Origin of the sequence: Roseovarius ramblicola (assembly GCF_042430665.1) — a bacterium.
GTDB classification, from domain to species: domain Bacteria; phylum Pseudomonadota; class Alphaproteobacteria; order Rhodobacterales; family Rhodobacteraceae; genus Roseovarius; species Roseovarius ramblicola.
Genome location: NZ_JBHMEC010000017.1, coordinates 159,302 through 174,142, shown reverse-complemented (window position 1 = coordinate 174,142; position 14,841 = coordinate 159,302). Strand labels below are relative to the sequence as shown.

The following is a 14,841-nucleotide window of genomic DNA, read 5'->3' as shown; positions in this document are numbered from 1 at the left end:
GACCGGGGAGGTCTGACATGACCGACTGGCGCGCGCTGCGGGACAGGCTGGCCGGGCAGGGATACATCGCCGCGCCCGATCTGGCGATGGCGCTTCACCTGTCCATCTCGCTTGGGCGGCCACTACTGCTGGAGGGGGCGGCCGGGGTGGGCAAGACCGAGGTCGCCCGCGCGCTTGCGGCCGCCGAGGGGACGCGGCTGATCCGGCTGCAATGCTACGAGGGGCTGGACGCCGCGCACGCGATCTATGAATGGAACTACCAGAAACAGCTATTGGCGATCCGCGCCGCCGCCGAGGGCGGCGAGACCGGCACGGCGGTGGAGCAGCGCATCTTTTCCGAGGAGTTCCTGCTGGAGCGCCCGCTGCTGCAGGCCATACGCCAGCCCGAGGCACCGGTGCTGCTGATCGACGAGATCGACCGCGCCGACGAGGAATTCGAGGCCTACCTGCTCGAAGTGCTCTCGGATTTCCAGATCACGGTGCCCGAGCTCGGCACGATCACGGCGCGCAGCATCCCGCGCGTGGTGCTGACGTCGAACGGCACGCGCGATCTGTCGGACGCGCTGCGCCGACGCTGCATGTACGCGCATGTGGCCTATCCCGATCGCGAGACCGAGCTCGCCATCCTGCACGCCCGCGCGCCGGGGCTGGAGGCGCGGCTTGCGGCGCAGATCGTCGGCTTCGTGCAGGCGATCCGCCGGGAACAACTGGAAAAGGTGCCGGGCGTGGCCGAGATGCTGGATTTCGCCGCCGCGGTGGCCGGGCTCGGGGTAGCCGACCTCAGCGCCGACCCGGCGGTGCTTCATGCCACGATGGCCACCCTGCTCAAGACCGAGGGCGACCGCGCGGCGATCCCGCCCGAGGTGGCCGCGCGGCTGGTGGGCAAGGCGGCATGAGCCGGGTCGCCCGCTTTGCCGCGCGCGACCCGGGCGTGGCGACGCGCATCACCGGGTTCCTCGCCCACCTGCGCGCCCACGGCTTCGGGCTCGGCGTCGCCGAGGCCGAGACCGCGCTGCGCGCGCTCGCGCATGTCTGCGCCGCCGACCCGGAGATGACGCGTCGCGCGCTCAAGGCGGTGTGCGCGGGCTCCGCCGACGAGGTGACGCGCTTCGACGCGTTATACGACGCCTTCTGGCTCAATGACGGGCGGGTGCGCCTGCGGGTGACGGCCGATGCGGCCTCGGCGCGCTCCGATCTGGTGCGCGCCCCGGGGGTGGACGACGAACGCGTGACAACCACCGCCACGGGCCGCGCCGAAAGCCCCGATGACGGCAGCGATGGCGTTGGCGAGACCGATGCCGATGGCAGTGGCCGGCTGATCGCCTCGCAGCGGCGCAACCTGATGACGACCGACCTGCGCGAGATCGTCAGCCCCGCCGACGTGGCCGAGGCCGAGGCGGTCGCCGAACGGCTGGGCCGGGCGCTGCGCGACCGCCGCTCGCGACGCCGCAAGGCGGCGCGCCGAGGCCGCGCGGTCGATCTTCGGCGCACCATCCGCAAGAGCCTTGGCACCGGCGGCGAGCCGCTGCGGCTGGAGCGGCGCAGGCGCCCCGACCGCCCCGTGCGGATCACCGCGATTTGCGACGTGTCGGGGTCGATGGCGGTCTATGCGCGGCCCTTCCTCGCCTTTCTCTCGGGGTTGATGCGCGCCGATCCCGATACCGACGCCTATCTCTTTCATACCCGTCTCGTGCGGATCGCCGATGCCCTGCGCGAGACCGACGCGCTGCGGGCGCTCAACCGGCTGAGCCTCTTGGCCGACGGCTTCGGCGGCGGCTCGTGCATCGGCGCGTCGCTCGATCACTTCTCGCGCAGCTATGCGCGGCGGCTGGTCGACGGGCGCACGGTGGTGCTGATCCTGTCGGACGGCTATGACAGCGCCGGACCCGAGGAGGTCGGCACTGCGCTCGCCCGTATCCGGCGGCGCGGCTGCCGGATCATCTGGCTCAACCCGCTGAAGGGGTGGAAGGGCTACGAGCCGGTGGCGCGCGGCATGGCGGCGGCGCTGCCGCATCTCGACCTGTTCGCACCGGCGGCGACGCTCGCGGATCTCGCCGCGCTGGAGCCGGAACTGGTGCGGCTATGACCCTGCCGATTCCCGACGAGACCGAATTCGAGGCCGAGATGTCGCGGCTGCGCGCCGCCGAAGCGCCGTTCGCGGTGGCTACGGTGGTGCGCACGCTGGCCGCCACCTCGGCCAAGCCCGGTGCCAAGGCGCTGATCGACGCGGCAGGCACGCTGCGCGCGGGCTGGCTTGGCGGGGGCTGCGCGCGCACGGCCATCGGTCGCGCCGCGCGCGCGGCGATCGCCGAGCGACAGCCCCGCTTTGTCTCGATCCGGCCCGAGGAATTGCTTGAGGCCGACGGCGTCACCGCCGGGGAAGAGCGCGAGGGCGTGCATTTCGCGCGCAACGGCTGCCCGAGCAAGGGCTCGATGGACGTCTTTGTCGAGCCGGTCCTGCCGCGTCCGCGGCTGGTAATCTGCGGCACCGGGCCGGTGGCGCGCGCGCTGGCCGGGATCTCGGCGCGGTTCGGCTTTCACCGGGTGGTCTGCGCGCCGGGGACCGAGGCCGCAGCCTGGCCCTGCGTCGAGGAGGTGGTGGACGGCCACGCCCCCGACAGCGCAGCGCGCTTCCACGTCGTGGCCACGCAAGGCATGGGCGATGCCCCGGCGCTGCGCGCCGCGGTCGCGTCGGCGGCGGATTACGTGGCCTTCGTCGGCAGCCGGCGCAAGTTCGCCGCGCTGAGCGAGCGGCTCGCCGCAGAGGGCGCGGACCGCAGCGCGCTGGCGCGCGTTCACGCGCCCGCCGGGCTCGACATCGCCGCAATCACCCCCGACGAGATCGCCCTCTCGATCCTGGCCGAGATCGTCGCCCATCGCCGGACAGGCGACCGCACCGCGACAACCGCACCTGTCCCCGACCCCCTCCCCGATCGCTGAAAAGGAAAGCCCAATGGACCTGACCGACGAGATCTTCATCGCCGCCCCGCGCGCGGACGTCTATGCCGCGCTGAACGACGTGGAGGTGCTGAAGGACTGCATTCCCGGCTGCGAGGAGCTTGTCCGCCGCTCCGACACCGAGCTAGAGGCGAAGGTGCTGCTCAAGGTCGGCCCGGTCAAGGCGCGGTTCTCCGGCGATGTGGTGCTCAACACCGAAGAACCACCGCGGCGGTTCACGCTGACCGGCAGCGGCAGCGGCGGCGCGGCGGGCTTTGCCAAGGGCGGCGCGGTCGTCGTGCTGGAGGAGCGGGACGGCGGCACCTGCCTGACATACGAGGCACACGCGGATATCGGCGGCAAGCTCGCGCAGCTTGGCAGCCGACTGGTTCACGGCACGGCGAAAAAGCTGTCGGCGAAATTCTTCAACGCCTTCGCCGAGAGGATGGAGACCAGCGAGACGGCATGAGCACGTCGTGCCACAAGCTCCGCGACCGGTCGGGGAGCCGGGCGCCGCTTCGACGCGACGCCCTGGCATGACCGGGGCGGAACACGGTCGATTCGAGACCCTGCTTGCGCCTGGCATTGAAATCCCCGCCGATGGCGGTTGCCGTCGCCGGTGGCCCGCGGCACGAGCCGTCTTTGTCGCTTGCCGCATCGGCAATCGGCAGTCGTAGCGGAATCGCCCGTCGGTCGTGCCGTTCAGAGCGCGATCACCCCGAGCTCGGTCACGATCATGTCGAGCGGCTGGTCGGTCGGCTCCAGCGGCAGCGCGTCTGCCTCCTGCGCGGCCCAGGCAAAGCCGATCGCCAGCGTCGGGCGGCGCGCGCGCAGGCGTTCCAGCGTGCGGTCGTAGAATCCGCCGCCATAGCCCAGCCGCCCGCCCGCGCGGTCGAAGGCCACCAGCGGCACGATGACGATTTCGGGCTCGATGAAGCGATCCGCCTCGGGTACCATCGCACCGAACGGCCCCTCGCGCAGCGCACAGCCCGGCGCCCACAGAGAGAAGTCGAGCGGCAGGCCCTCGCCCGCAATCACCGGCACGGCAACGGGGCCATGCGCCGCCGCCTCGGCCATGGCGGGCAGAGGATCGATCTCGGTGCGGATGGGCATGTAGCCCGCCAGCGGCACGCCGCGATACCCCGCAAGAACCGCCGACAGGTGCGCCGCCGGGGCCGGGTGCCCCGCGGCGTGGGCCGCCTTGCGGCGGGCGAAGGCGGCCTTGCGCGCCGCCGCCTTCTGCGCATCCAGCGCGCTCACAGCAGCACCACGGAGGCCAGACCGAGGAAGGCGAAGAAGCCCACCACGTCAGTGATCGTGGTCACGAACGGCCCCGAGGCAAGCGCCGGGTCGATCCCGAACCGGTCGAGCGCCATCGGGATGACGATCCCGCCCAATGCTGCGGCGACCAGCGTCATCAGCATCGCCACCGCGATCACGGCGGCCAGCAGCGGCACCCCGAACCACAGCCCGACCACGCCCGCCATCACCACGCCAAAGAGCGCGCCGTTGGCACCGCCCACGGTCAGTTCGCGCAGCACCATGCGCATGGCATTGCGCGCCGTCAGGTCGCGGGTGGCCAGCGCACGCACCGCCACCGTCATGGTCTGGGTGCCCGCGTTGCCGCCCATCGAGGCGACGATCGGCATCAGCACCGCCAGCGCCACCATCTGGTTGATCGTCTCGGCGAACTGCTCGATCACCACCGAGGCGAGGATCGCCGTCAGCAGGTTGACGAACAGCCACAGCGCCCGGTCCCGGATGGTCTCGGTCAGGCGACCGGAAAAGCCGCCCTCCTCGCCCACACCCGCGAGGCGCAGGATGTCCTCCTCGTGCTCCTCGTCCAGCACGATCATCGCATCGTCGATGGTGATCGCGCCGACCAACCGCCCCTCCTCGTCCACCACGGGGGCCGAGATCAGGTGATACTGGTTGAAGGCATAGGCCACATCGGCCTCTGCCTCGGTCACCGCGAAGGTGTGAAAGGTCTCCTCCACCAGATCCCTGAGCGGCGTGGCGCGCTTCGCCGCCATGATCCGGCCCAGCATGACGTTGCCCACGGGATGCAGGCGCGGATCGACAAGGATGATGTGATAGAACTGCTCGGGCAGGTCCTCGGCACCGCGCATGAAGTCGATCACGTCACCCACGCGCCAATGCTCGGGGGCCATGACCACCTCGCGCTGCATGAGGCGGCCGGCGGAGTAATCCGGGTAGGTCAGCGACTGCTGCACCGCGAGCCGGTCGGGCGCTTCGAGAAACTCGAGTATCGCGTCCTGCTGCCGGTCCTCCAGGTCCTCGACGAGATCGACCACGTCGTCGGAGTCGAGCTCGCGCACCGCCTCGGCCAGCACCTCGGGCTGCAACAGGCCGATCACCTCCTCGCGGATCGACTCATCGAGTTCCGACAGGATGTCGCCGTCGAATTCCTGCCCGTAGAGCGCGATCAGCCGACGCCGGTCGCCGCCGCTGATCTGTTCGAGCAGGTCGGCGATGTCGGCGGCGTGGAGCGGCTCCATCTCGGCCCAGAGCCGGGTGCGGTCTCCGTCGTCGAGCGCCTCCATGATGCGCGCGATGCGCGCCTCGCTCAGCGGGTGGCCCTCGTCCTCGCCGGTTCCGGCCCCGGCGAGCGCCTCGTTTTCCGTCTCGGCCATTTCGCCCTCCCTCTGCGCCGCGGTCGCCCCGCGTGATTAGCGAGGGACGGGAGCGAAAACAATCGCGTTGCCGCGTTACCGTGCCGCGCGGCACCACGACGGCAACTCCGCCTGCCTTCTGTGGCGGCATGACGGGGACAGGAGACCGCTATGACCGTCAGAGCCGCCAAAACCCTGCGCGGCGCTCGCGGCCATCGGTCGTGCCATCGGGCCGGCCTGTGCCCGCGACACCCGATGCTCGCCGCCGCACGCAAGACCGTGCCACGAGGAGTGAAAGCAGACCCCGCCTCAAGCGGCGGCCCGTCGACCGTGACCTCAACAGCCGTCGCGGCCCAGCACCAGCACCCACACCGGCCCGGTGCCGCGCGCAAGCCCGAACGCGGCGGCGCGGCGATCGAGCAGGTTGCGGCGATGCGCGCGGGATGCCATCCAGCCGCGCAGTGCCTCTTCCGGCGTTGCATACCCTTTGGCGATATTCTCGGCGACGAAGCAATAGCCGAAGCCTTCCCGGCGGACACGGTCGCTCACGCGGCTGCCGTCGCGCCCGGCATGACCAAAGCGACCGGTGCGGGCCATGTCGCGGGCATGGGCGATGGCGGCGCGAGAGAGCGCGCCTGATACGGCCAGCGGCGCGCGCCCTTCGGCGGCACGCACCGTGTTGATCCATGCCAGTGTGATTGCCCCCAGATCGACGGTCCCCCCTCCGGCAAGGGCCGCTTGCCCGGCAACCCCGACAGCGAGGACCAGCCAACGCAAGCGCCGCATCACGGCACGCACGACAGCAACTCGAGCGCCGCCGCGTGCTGCGCGCGCCCTGCCGCCGCGATCACCCGTCCGCCCGCGTGGGCCGGGGCACCCTGCCAGTCGGTGACGATGCCGCCCGCCGCCTCGATCACCGCAATCGGCGCGTGGATGTCGTAGGGGGCGAGTCCCGCCTCCACCACGAGGTCGATCTGCCCCGCCGCCACGAGCGCGTAGGCGTAGCAATCGAGCCCGTAGCGCGTGAGACGCACCTGCCGGGCCAGCCCGGCGAAGGCCGCGGCCTCGACCGGGGTATCGAGCTCGGGGAAGGTGGTGAACAGGATCGTCTCGGAAAGCGGGCGGTCGCCGCGCGTGGCCAGCGGGCGCGCGCCCAGCGGCCCGGTCATGGCGGCATGGCCAAGCCCGCCCTCGAACCGCTCACCGATATAGGGCTGATCAATCAGGCCGTAGACTGGCCCGGACGCATCGGAGAGCGCGATCAGGACCCCCCATGTGGGCGCGCCCGACAGGAACGCGCGTGTCCCGTCCACCGGGTCGATCACCCATGTCAGGCCGCTCTCGCCCTTGGTTGTGCCGTATTCCTCGCCGAGGATACCATCGCCCGGACGTCGCTCGGCCAGCACCGCGCGCATGGCGCGTTCCGCGGCGCGGTCGGCCTCGGTTACCGGGTCGAAGCCGCCGTCACCGTGCTTGTTGTCGGCACCGAGCGCGGCATGGCGGAAATGCGGAAGGATGGCCGCGCGCGCCGCGTCGGCCATCCGGTGCGCTGTCGCGCGAATCTCGTCCGTGTCCATCGCTCAACCCCCGCTCCGGCCCCGCCGGAGCGTTACCCTGCGATCACGCGGGGCTCAAGCCACCTCGCTCAGGACGCGGGCCAGATCGAACAGGCGTTTGCGCTGTGTCTCGGGGATCGCGTAGTAGGAGCGCACGAGATCAAGCGCCTCCTTGTCGGCGATGATGTCGGCAGGAAGCGTGGTGCTCCCTTCATGGCCATCCTTGGCAAGACCCTCGAAGAAGAAAGAGACATCGACCTCCAGCGCCTCGGCCATGTCCCACAGGCGCGATGCGCTGACACGGTTGGCACCGGTCTCGTATTTCTGGATCTGCTGAAATTTGATGCCGACCGCCTCGGCAAGCTGCTGCTGGGTCATACCCGTCAGCCAGCGGCGATGACGGATACGTTTGCCCACGTGAACATCGACGGGATGCGGCATCTTCTTTCCTCTTCTAATACAGTATGCGACCCGGACCGAAACGGCCCAACACGACCGAGCCCCCTGCCCAACGCCACGCGAGACGGCAGCGTGTCATGAAAGTAGCGAAATCGCCTTGAAATTCAAGAAATTTCGCGGCCTGGTTGCAGTGGGACTCACGATTACGTCCAGTGACGCTGAATGGCGGGCCGCGGAGCGTCAGTGCAAGCTCTTCTTTCGGATAGGTTGCGACAGGCGGTCATGCGCAACCGCGCGGGCGCACCGTCCGACCCGGCGAATCGGATGGACAGGCCCGCGCCTGCCGCTTACCCCGAGGGGCACCTTCGCGAACAGGGAGCAACCGATGCGCGCCTATCGTCTGACCAAAGCAGGGGCCGCCCCCGCCCTCCTCGACATCCCCGTCCCCGCACCGGGGCCGGGCGAGATCGGCCTGCGGATTTCAGCCTGCGGGCTCAACTTCGCCGACTTGCTGATGATCGAGGGCCGCTATCAGGACACACCCGAGCCGCCGTTCACCCTCGGGATGGAGGTGGCGGGCACGGTCACGTCGCTCGGTCCCGACACGACTGGTCCCGCCCCCGGCACGCGCGTGGCGGTGTTCGGCGGACAGGGCGGGCTGGCCGAAGCGGGATGTTTTCCGGCGGCGCGCGCCGTGGCGCTGCCGGATGCGATGAGCTTTACCGACGCGGCCGCGTTCCAGATCGCCTATGGCACCAGCCACGTCGCCCTCGCCCACAAGGCGCGGCTGCAACCGGGCGAGACGCTGCTGGTGCTGGGGGCGGCGGGCGGCGTGGGCCTGACAGCGGTGGAGATCGGCAAGCTGATGGGTGCGCGGGTGATCGCCTGCGCGCGCGGGGCCGACAAGCTCGGGGTGGCGCGGCAGGCGGGGGCCGATCACCTGATCGACGCCGCCTGCGACGACATCCGCGAAGCGTGCCGCGGCCTGGGTGGTGTGGACGTGGTCTATGATCCGGTGGGCGGCGCGCAGTTCAAGGCGGCGATGCGCGCATGTCGCCCCGAGGCGCGCCTGCTGACCATCGGCTTTGCCAGCGGCGAGGTGCCGCAGATCCCCGCCAACCACCTGCTGGTCAAGAACCTGAGCGTGATGGGCCTCTACTGGGGTGGCTATCTGAACTTCCGGCCCGAGGTCGTGACCGAGAGCCTCGCGACGCTGTTTGACTGGTACGAGGCCGGACGCATCCGCCCGCATGTGAGCCACGTTCTGCCTCTCGACCGCGCAGCCGAGGCGCTCGACCTGCTGCGCAGCCGCAAATCCACCGGCAAGGTGGTGGTCACGCCATCCGAAGGCTGAGCGGCGCGGGCTGCGCGACGAAGCCCTGCCGCAGCATGTCCGAAAGCGGATCGAGCAGCGCGTCGCCACCCGGACGGGCGTAGAGGTTGATCTGCTGCACCCCGAGGTCGGGCAGCGCGGTGCCCGGCTCGATCGCCTCCTGGTGGGGCGGGATGCTGTCCTCCAGCAGCGCGCCGACGGCGAGATCGGCACTCACCAGCGCCTCGACCGCGCGGTCGTCCTCGGACAGCACCGCCATTTCCCAGTCGATCCCCGCCTCCTCGAGCCGACGCAGCACGATGGGGCGGAAGATGCAGGCCGAGCAGAAGGCAAGCCGCAGCGGGCGGCGCTTCCACGCGACGCCGCCGCGCGCCCCGGTCCAGCGCAGGGCCATCTCGGTCAGGGTCTCGCCACCCGGCTTGAGCGATCCTTCGGTGGTCAGGATCACGTCCACCTCGCCGCGGGCGAATTCCTCGTGCAGCTTCATCGTGCTGGACGAGCGCAGGTGCACGTTGATCCGCGGATAGGCGGCGTTGAACTGCTTGAGCACGCGCGGCACCACCGGATAGACGATGTCATGCGGCACGCCGAGGCGCAGCTCGCCCTCGTAGCGGTCCTCGGTCAGGCGCGCCACCGCCTCGTCATTGAGCGCGAGCATGCGGCGCGCGTAGCGCACAAGCTGCTCGCCGGGGCCGGTGAGCGACACGCGCCGGTGGCCGCGGTCGAAAAGTGCGAGGTCGAGCATGTCCTCAAGCCGCTTGATCTGCATCGACACCGCCGATTGCGTGAGGTTCAGGATCGCGGCGGCCCGCGTGACCCCGCCGTGATCGGCGACGGCCACGAGCGCGCGCAGGGTGGTGATGTCGAGGTTCCGCATGGATCAACTCCTGTGATGTATTGGCTTACGAACATTCATTTTCATTATGCCGCGACATCCGCCATATGATCAAGACATGAAATGCACACCGTGAAACCCATCACAAAACCGAAAGGAGCAACCATGTCCATCCGCATCGCAACCATCGCCCTGCCGCGCCCGCGCCGCCTGCCCCTGCGGCAGATGTATGAAGTCGCCCGTCAGCGCCGGGAACTGGCGCAGCTCGACGATGCCATCCTCGCCGACCTCGGCCTGAGCCGTCATGACGCGCAGCGCGAAGCCGCGCGCCCGTTCTGGGACCTTGCCGGGACCGCCTGCGCGTGAGGCGCGGGCAGGCGCACCGGGCCGGCACGAAAAACATATCCGAAACCGTCGGAAAAGCTTGAAAAGCCCCCCGCCCCCTCCGATATTGTCGGCAAAGCCCTGCACCGGGGCTGCCACGCAACTGGAGGATTCAATGGCTCAATACGACACGATCCGGACGACAGCGGGCGCACGCACCGGCGAGATCGACGCCGGGCTGCGCGCGCACATGAACAAGGTCTACGGCACCATGTCGGTGGGGATGCTGATCACCGCGCTGGCGGCGTGGGCGATCTCGGGTCTTGCCGTGACCACCGATCCCTCGGCTGCCGCCGCGCAACTGCCCAACGGCACGATGCTGTCGGGGCTGGGGGCCACGCTCTACCTGTCGCCGCTCAAATGGGTGGTGATGCTGGCGCCGCTGGCCTTCATCTTTCTCGGCTGGGGCGCATTGCTGCGCCGGGCACCGGCGGCGGGCGTGCAGCTTGGCTTCTTCGGCTTCGCGGCGCTGATCGGCCTCTCGCTCAGCTCGATCTTTCTGGTGTTCACCAGCTTCTCGATCGCGCAGACCTTCGTGGTGACGGCGATCGCCTTTGCCGGCCTGTCGCTCTGGGGCTACACCACGAAAAAGGATATCTCGGGCTGGGGCAGCTTCCTCATCATGGGGGTGATCGGCCTCATCGTCGCGATGATCGTCAACATCTTCCTGCAGAGCCCGGCGATGATGTTCGCCATCTCGGCGATCGGTGTGCTGATCTTCGCGGGGCTGACCGCGTTCTACACGCAGGAGATCAAGAACACCTACGTGGCCCACGCCGCGCAGGGCGATCAGGAGTGGCTGGACAAGGCCGCCTATGACGGCGCGCTCAACCTCTACATCAGCTTCCTCAACATGTTCCAGTTCCTGCTGATGTTCATGGGTCAGCAGGAGTAGGGACACCCGCACCACCAGTGACGCGAAGGGCCGGCCGCATGGACCGGCCCTTTTTCGTGTCCGCGAGGTGAGGATCGGGTATTCTTGCCAGGAAGAAGCCACGCCAAACGAAAAACCGCGCCCGGGGGCGCGGCTCTTGCCGTGTCGAACGGGCGGGCGATCGTTACTTGATCTTGCCTTCCTTGTACTCGACATGCTTGCGCGCGACCGGGTCGTATTTGCGCACGGTCATCTTGTCGGTCATCGTGCGCGCGTTCTTCTTGGTCACGTAGAAATGCCCGGTCCCCGCGGTCGAGTTGAGGCGGATCTTGATGGTGGTCGGCTTTGCCATGTCTCGTCTCCTGCGGCGGATGCGCACGGGCACCCGCGAATATCCCATGAACCCCGCCTTTTACCGGCGCGCGCGACCGAGTCAACCGTGATCGTCGCGCGCCATGCGGGAATTGCTCAGTTGCGCGAGAGGCGCGTCGGCTTGCGGTAGAAGTGATGCACACCGATCGACGCGGTCCGCGCAAAGATGCGCGACCAGCGCGGCTTGACCGCGCGGGTATGGTAGTAGGTCGCGCCGCCGGTCAACGCCCGCGGTGCCCCCTGGACCATCAGCCGCGCCACCTTGGACACCTGGCCATAGGCGGACTGGTTGGTGATGTGTTCCGGCGCGCCGTCGCAGGTATAGGTGAACTGGCACTGGTACTTCCTGCCAGTCCCCTGTTGGATCACGCCGCAGACCGTGCCGGGAAATTCTGGGCTGTCGACGCGGTTCATGATGACCTCGGCCACCGCGAACTGGCCGCGCACGCTCTCGCCGCGCGCCTCGAAATAGAGCGCCTCGGCGAGGCACTCGGTCTGCGCATCCGCGCCACGCACCTTCTGACGTGCCAACCAGCCGCGCGAATACTCGATGCTGGTCTCGGGGCGGGCCACGTATCCGGCGAGCCGGTCGCCCGAGATGGCGCGCAGGGCGCGGGTTTCCTCGGCCATGAGCCGTGTGAGCGGAGTATCAGCAGCCACCGTCCCGGCCAGGGCCGCGACAATCGCCGCGGTCAGAAGCGTCCGTTTCATGCGCGATCTCCTGCATTTTCCGGGGCGAGGCTCCGGCACGGTCATCGCGGGCGAATAGCCGAAAGCGCGCCTTGCGTCCACCCGTGCCATCGGCGGATCCTTGCCGATCGGTGGGTTCCTGCGGTTCAGCCCGCGGATCGCGACGAATCTTGCGTCCCTGCCCCCGTCTGCGTGCCGATCCTGTCGCGCACCGAAAGCTGTGCGGCAGCGAGTCGCGCCACCGGGACACGGAACGGCGAGCAAGACACATAGGTAAAGCCCGCCTCGCGGCAGAACGAAATCGATTCGGGGTTGCCGCCATGCTCGCCGCAAATGGACAGCACCACGTCCGGGTTGGCCGCGCGCCCGCGCTCGGCCCCGATCCTGAGGAGTTCGCCCACCCCGTCGGTATCGAGCACATGGAACGGGTCTTCCGGGTAGACGCCCTGCTGCACATAGGCCGACATGAAGCGGCCCGCATCGTCGCGCGAAAGCCCGTAGGTCATCTGCGTAAGGTCATTGGTGCCGAAGCTGAGGAACGACACCAGCGGCGCGATCTCGCCCGCGCGAAGCGCCGCGCGCGGGGTCTCGACCATCACGCCCAGACGGTAGGCGAAGTCGCGCTGCCGCTCGCCCCGGACCGCTGCCGCCACCGCATCGACCCGCGTCTTGACGATCTCGACCTCGCGGCGTGCGCTGACCAGCGGGATCATGATCTCGGGCACCACCGGTGCCTCGCCTTCACGGCTCGCCTCGAGCGTCGCCTCGAAGATCGCGCGCGCCTGCATGTCGTAGATTTCCGGCATGGTGATGCCCAGCCGCACGCCGCGCATCCCAAGCATGGGGTTGTACTCGCCCAGCGCTTCGACCCGGCGTGTGACGTCCGACACCGGCAGGTCGAGCGCCCCGGCCAGTTGCACATGCCCGGCCCGGTCGGTGGGCAGGAATTCGTGCAGCGGTGGGTCGAACAGGCGGATGCAGACGGGCTGCCCCTGCATGATCCGGAACAGATCGGCGAAATCGGCGCGCTGCATGGGCAGCAGTCGCTCGAGTACGGCGGCGCGGTCCTCGCTGGTGTCGGCAAAGATCATCTCGCGCATGACGGTGAGGCGGTCGTCCTCGAAGAACATGTGCTCGGTGCGGCACAGCCCGATGCCGCGGGCCTTGAAGTTGCGCGCAAGCTCGGCATCGGCGGGGGTGTCGGCATTGGCGCGCACGGCGATGTCGCGGGTATCGTCGGCCCAGTTCATCAGCGTCTGGAACGCGGCGTCGCGCGCGGCCTCCAGCAGCGGCGCCTCGCCCGCCAGCACCGCGCCATTGGTGCCGTCGATGGTGATCGTCTCGCCCGCCTTCACGACACGCCCGTCGGGCATGGTCAGCATCTTGCGCCGGGTCTGAAAGCGTATGTCGGACGCGCCCACCACGCAGGGCAGCCCGATGCCCCTCCCGATCACCGCGGCGTGGCTGGTCATGCCGCCACGCTCGGTCAGGATGGCGCTTGCGGCGTGCATCCCGCGAATGTCCTCGGGGCTGGTCTCGCGCCGCACCAGCACGCAAGGCTCGCCGCGTGCCGCGGCCGCCTGGGCCTCGGCGGCGGTGAACACCACCTTGCCCGAGGCGGCCCCCGGGCTGGCGGCGATGCCGTGGGCGAGCACGTCGCGCCGCGCCTCCGGGTCCACCTGCCGGTGCAGCAGCTCGTTGAGCGCGCGCGGCTCGACCCGCATCAGCGCCTCCTCGCGGGGGATGATCCCGTCCTCGGCCAGCGCCACCGCGATGGCCACGGCGGCACGGGCGTTGCGCGCCACGCGGATGCCGTCGAGAATCCAGACGCGGCCATCCTCGATGGTAAACTCGGTCTGCATCTCCTCGCGCAGAGTCTCGCGCATGAGCAGCGTGTGGGCGCGAATTTCGGCGAAGGCGGCGGGCGCCAGTTCCTCGAGCGAGGGGCCGCGCGGGTCGCGCGTCAGGTACAGCGCGTCCTCACCGCCGCGCAGTGCGTCGCGCCCCTGGCTCTGGCTGAGATAGCGCCCGGTGATCTGCCGCGCGCCGGTGCGGCTGTCGACGAGCTGCATGACCCCCGACCCGCTCTCGCCCGGCCCGATGCCGAGCGCCAACTCCTGCACCACGAGGCCCAGGCCCGCATCGGCGGGCGCGCCCTTGGCCTGCCGCAAGAGACGCGCCGTCGTCCCCTCCCAGGCGCGCGCCATCGAGCGCAGCACCTGCCCAAGCTGTACGCCGGGATCCTGCGGGAATTCCTCGTCGGTTTCGTCCTCGTAGGCGCGCAGCGCCTCGCCCAGCCCCTGCACCGGGTCCTGTGCCACGTCCTCGAACACGTCCGGGTCGAGCCGGGCCACGTGGATGGCATAGGCCTGCACGAAACGCAGATAGATATCCGCCGCCGCGCGCTGCCCGATCTTTTCGGCGAGCACGGCATGGCGCGCGTCGTTCACGCCGATATTGAGCACCGCGTTCGGCCCGCCCCAGTCCGGGTCCTCCGACGAGGGGCGCACGCATAGCAGCGGCATCTCGCCAAAGGGGGCAAGCAGCGCAGCCATGTCGGGCATCTCGCCCGCGGCGATGCGGTGCACGGCATCGAATGACAGCGCGATGGTGCGCGGCACCGGCAGATCGAGCCGCACCAGCCGCTGCAGACATTTCGCGCGGCCGCCATGCGTGCCCGTGTGCATCGGTGCCGTGGGCGTGATGAGGGTGATGTCGGGATCGTATTGCTGCACTGCGGCGCCTTTCCTTTGCCCGCACCATACGCCGCGTTGTGCGCATGGCAAGGGAAAGGATCACAGGTGTGTGACAGGGAGGGGATGTGCCGC

Annotated in this window: 16 protein-coding genes; 7 read left to right on the top strand and 9 right to left on the bottom strand. The window is 69.5% G+C overall.

The features are described 5' to 3' along the window. Positions 1-17 precede the first annotated feature (17 nt). The 4 genes from ACFFU4_RS11480 to ACFFU4_RS11465 are packed head-to-tail and all read left to right on the top strand — an operon-like array spanning position 18 to position 3,406. A complete protein-coding gene (locus tag ACFFU4_RS11480; RefSeq protein WP_377069908.1) occupies positions 18-896 on the top strand; it encodes an AAA family ATPase in 879 nt (292 codons plus the stop codon). Beyond that, positions 893-2,086, top strand: a complete 1,194-nt coding sequence (locus ACFFU4_RS11475; RefSeq protein WP_377069907.1) for a vWA domain-containing protein — start codon at positions 893-895, stop codon at positions 2,084-2,086. The genes ACFFU4_RS11480 and ACFFU4_RS11475 overlap by 4 nt, the downstream gene beginning before the upstream one ends. Continuing rightward, on the top strand, positions 2,083-2,940 hold the full coding sequence (locus tag ACFFU4_RS11470) for an XdhC family protein (protein ID WP_377069906.1): 858 nt from the start codon (positions 2,083-2,085) through the stop codon (positions 2,938-2,940). Before ACFFU4_RS11475 ends, ACFFU4_RS11470 begins: the two co-directional genes overlap by 4 nt. A gap of 13 nt (positions 2,941-2,953) precedes the next feature. Next, positions 2,954-3,406: an SRPBCC family protein gene (locus ACFFU4_RS11465; protein ID WP_377069905.1), complete on the top strand. Its 453-nt coding sequence runs from the start codon at positions 2,954-2,956 to the stop codon at positions 3,404-3,406. Positions 3,407-3,639: 233 nt separating this feature from the next. On the opposite strand, the gene ACFFU4_RS11460 is transcribed toward ACFFU4_RS11465, so the two are convergent. From ACFFU4_RS11460 to ACFFU4_RS11440, 5 genes are all read right to left on the bottom strand, one after another. Then, a complete protein-coding gene (locus ACFFU4_RS11460) occupies positions 3,640-4,197 on the bottom strand; it encodes a 5-formyltetrahydrofolate cyclo-ligase (protein WP_377069904.1) in 558 nt (185 codons plus the stop codon). After that, positions 4,194-5,591: a magnesium transporter gene (gene mgtE, locus ACFFU4_RS11455; RefSeq protein ID WP_377069903.1), complete on the bottom strand. Its 1,398-nt coding sequence runs from the start codon at positions 5,589-5,591 to the stop codon at positions 4,194-4,196. The genes ACFFU4_RS11460 and mgtE overlap by 4 nt, the downstream gene beginning before the upstream one ends. Before the next feature lie 315 nt (positions 5,592-5,906). Further along, on the bottom strand, positions 5,907-6,347 hold the full coding sequence (locus ACFFU4_RS11450; protein ID WP_377069902.1) for a CAP domain-containing protein: 441 nt from the start codon (positions 6,345-6,347) through the stop codon (positions 5,907-5,909). Positions 6,348-6,355: 8 nt separating this feature from the next. Beyond that, on the bottom strand, positions 6,356-7,147 hold the full coding sequence (gene hisN / locus ACFFU4_RS11445) for a histidinol-phosphatase (protein WP_377069901.1): 792 nt from the start codon (positions 7,145-7,147) through the stop codon (positions 6,356-6,358). 54 nt (positions 7,148-7,201) lie between these two features. Further along, entirely contained in the window at positions 7,202-7,567 is a 366-nt protein-coding gene (locus ACFFU4_RS11440) for a helix-turn-helix domain-containing protein (RefSeq protein ID WP_377069900.1), read from the bottom strand. A gap of 343 nt (positions 7,568-7,910) precedes the next feature. On the opposite strand from ACFFU4_RS11440, the gene ACFFU4_RS11435 reads away from it, so the two are divergent. Next, the gene (locus tag ACFFU4_RS11435) at positions 7,911-8,879 is read left to right on the top strand and encodes an NADPH:quinone oxidoreductase family protein (protein ID WP_377069899.1); all 969 of its coding nucleotides are present in this window, start codon (positions 7,911-7,913) and stop codon (positions 8,877-8,879) included. On the opposite strand, the gene ACFFU4_RS11430 is transcribed toward ACFFU4_RS11435, so the two are convergent. Next, positions 8,860-9,735: a LysR family transcriptional regulator gene (locus tag ACFFU4_RS11430; RefSeq protein ID WP_377069898.1), complete on the bottom strand. Its 876-nt coding sequence runs from the start codon at positions 9,733-9,735 to the stop codon at positions 8,860-8,862. The genes ACFFU4_RS11435 and ACFFU4_RS11430 overlap by 20 nt on opposite strands. A gap of 123 nt (positions 9,736-9,858) precedes the next feature. Here ACFFU4_RS11430 and ACFFU4_RS11425 point away from each other — a divergent pair, with 123 nt between their 5' ends. Next, positions 9,859-10,059: a DUF1127 domain-containing protein gene (locus ACFFU4_RS11425; protein WP_377069897.1), complete on the top strand. Its 201-nt coding sequence runs from the start codon at positions 9,859-9,861 to the stop codon at positions 10,057-10,059. 133 nt (positions 10,060-10,192) lie between these two features. After that, positions 10,193-10,972, top strand: a complete 780-nt coding sequence (locus tag ACFFU4_RS11420; RefSeq protein WP_377069896.1) for a Bax inhibitor-1/YccA family protein — start codon at positions 10,193-10,195, stop codon at positions 10,970-10,972. A 163-nt stretch (positions 10,973-11,135) separates the two neighbouring features. Here the strand turns inward: ACFFU4_RS11420 and rpmG are convergent, their stop codons facing one another. From rpmG to ACFFU4_RS11405, 3 genes are all read right to left on the bottom strand, one after another. Continuing rightward, positions 11,136-11,303, bottom strand: coding sequence for a 50S ribosomal protein L33 (rpmG, locus tag ACFFU4_RS11415; protein ID WP_129431683.1), 168 nt, complete (start codon positions 11,301-11,303; stop codon positions 11,136-11,138). A 116-nt stretch (positions 11,304-11,419) separates the two neighbouring features. Next, a complete protein-coding gene (locus tag ACFFU4_RS11410; RefSeq protein ID WP_377069895.1) occupies positions 11,420-12,034 on the bottom strand; it encodes a cell wall hydrolase in 615 nt (204 codons plus the stop codon). Between the two features lie 125 nt (positions 12,035-12,159). Further along, a complete protein-coding gene (locus tag ACFFU4_RS11405) occupies positions 12,160-14,748 on the bottom strand; it encodes a putative PEP-binding protein (RefSeq protein WP_377069894.1) in 2,589 nt (862 codons plus the stop codon). Positions 14,749-14,841: the final 93 nt, after the last annotated feature.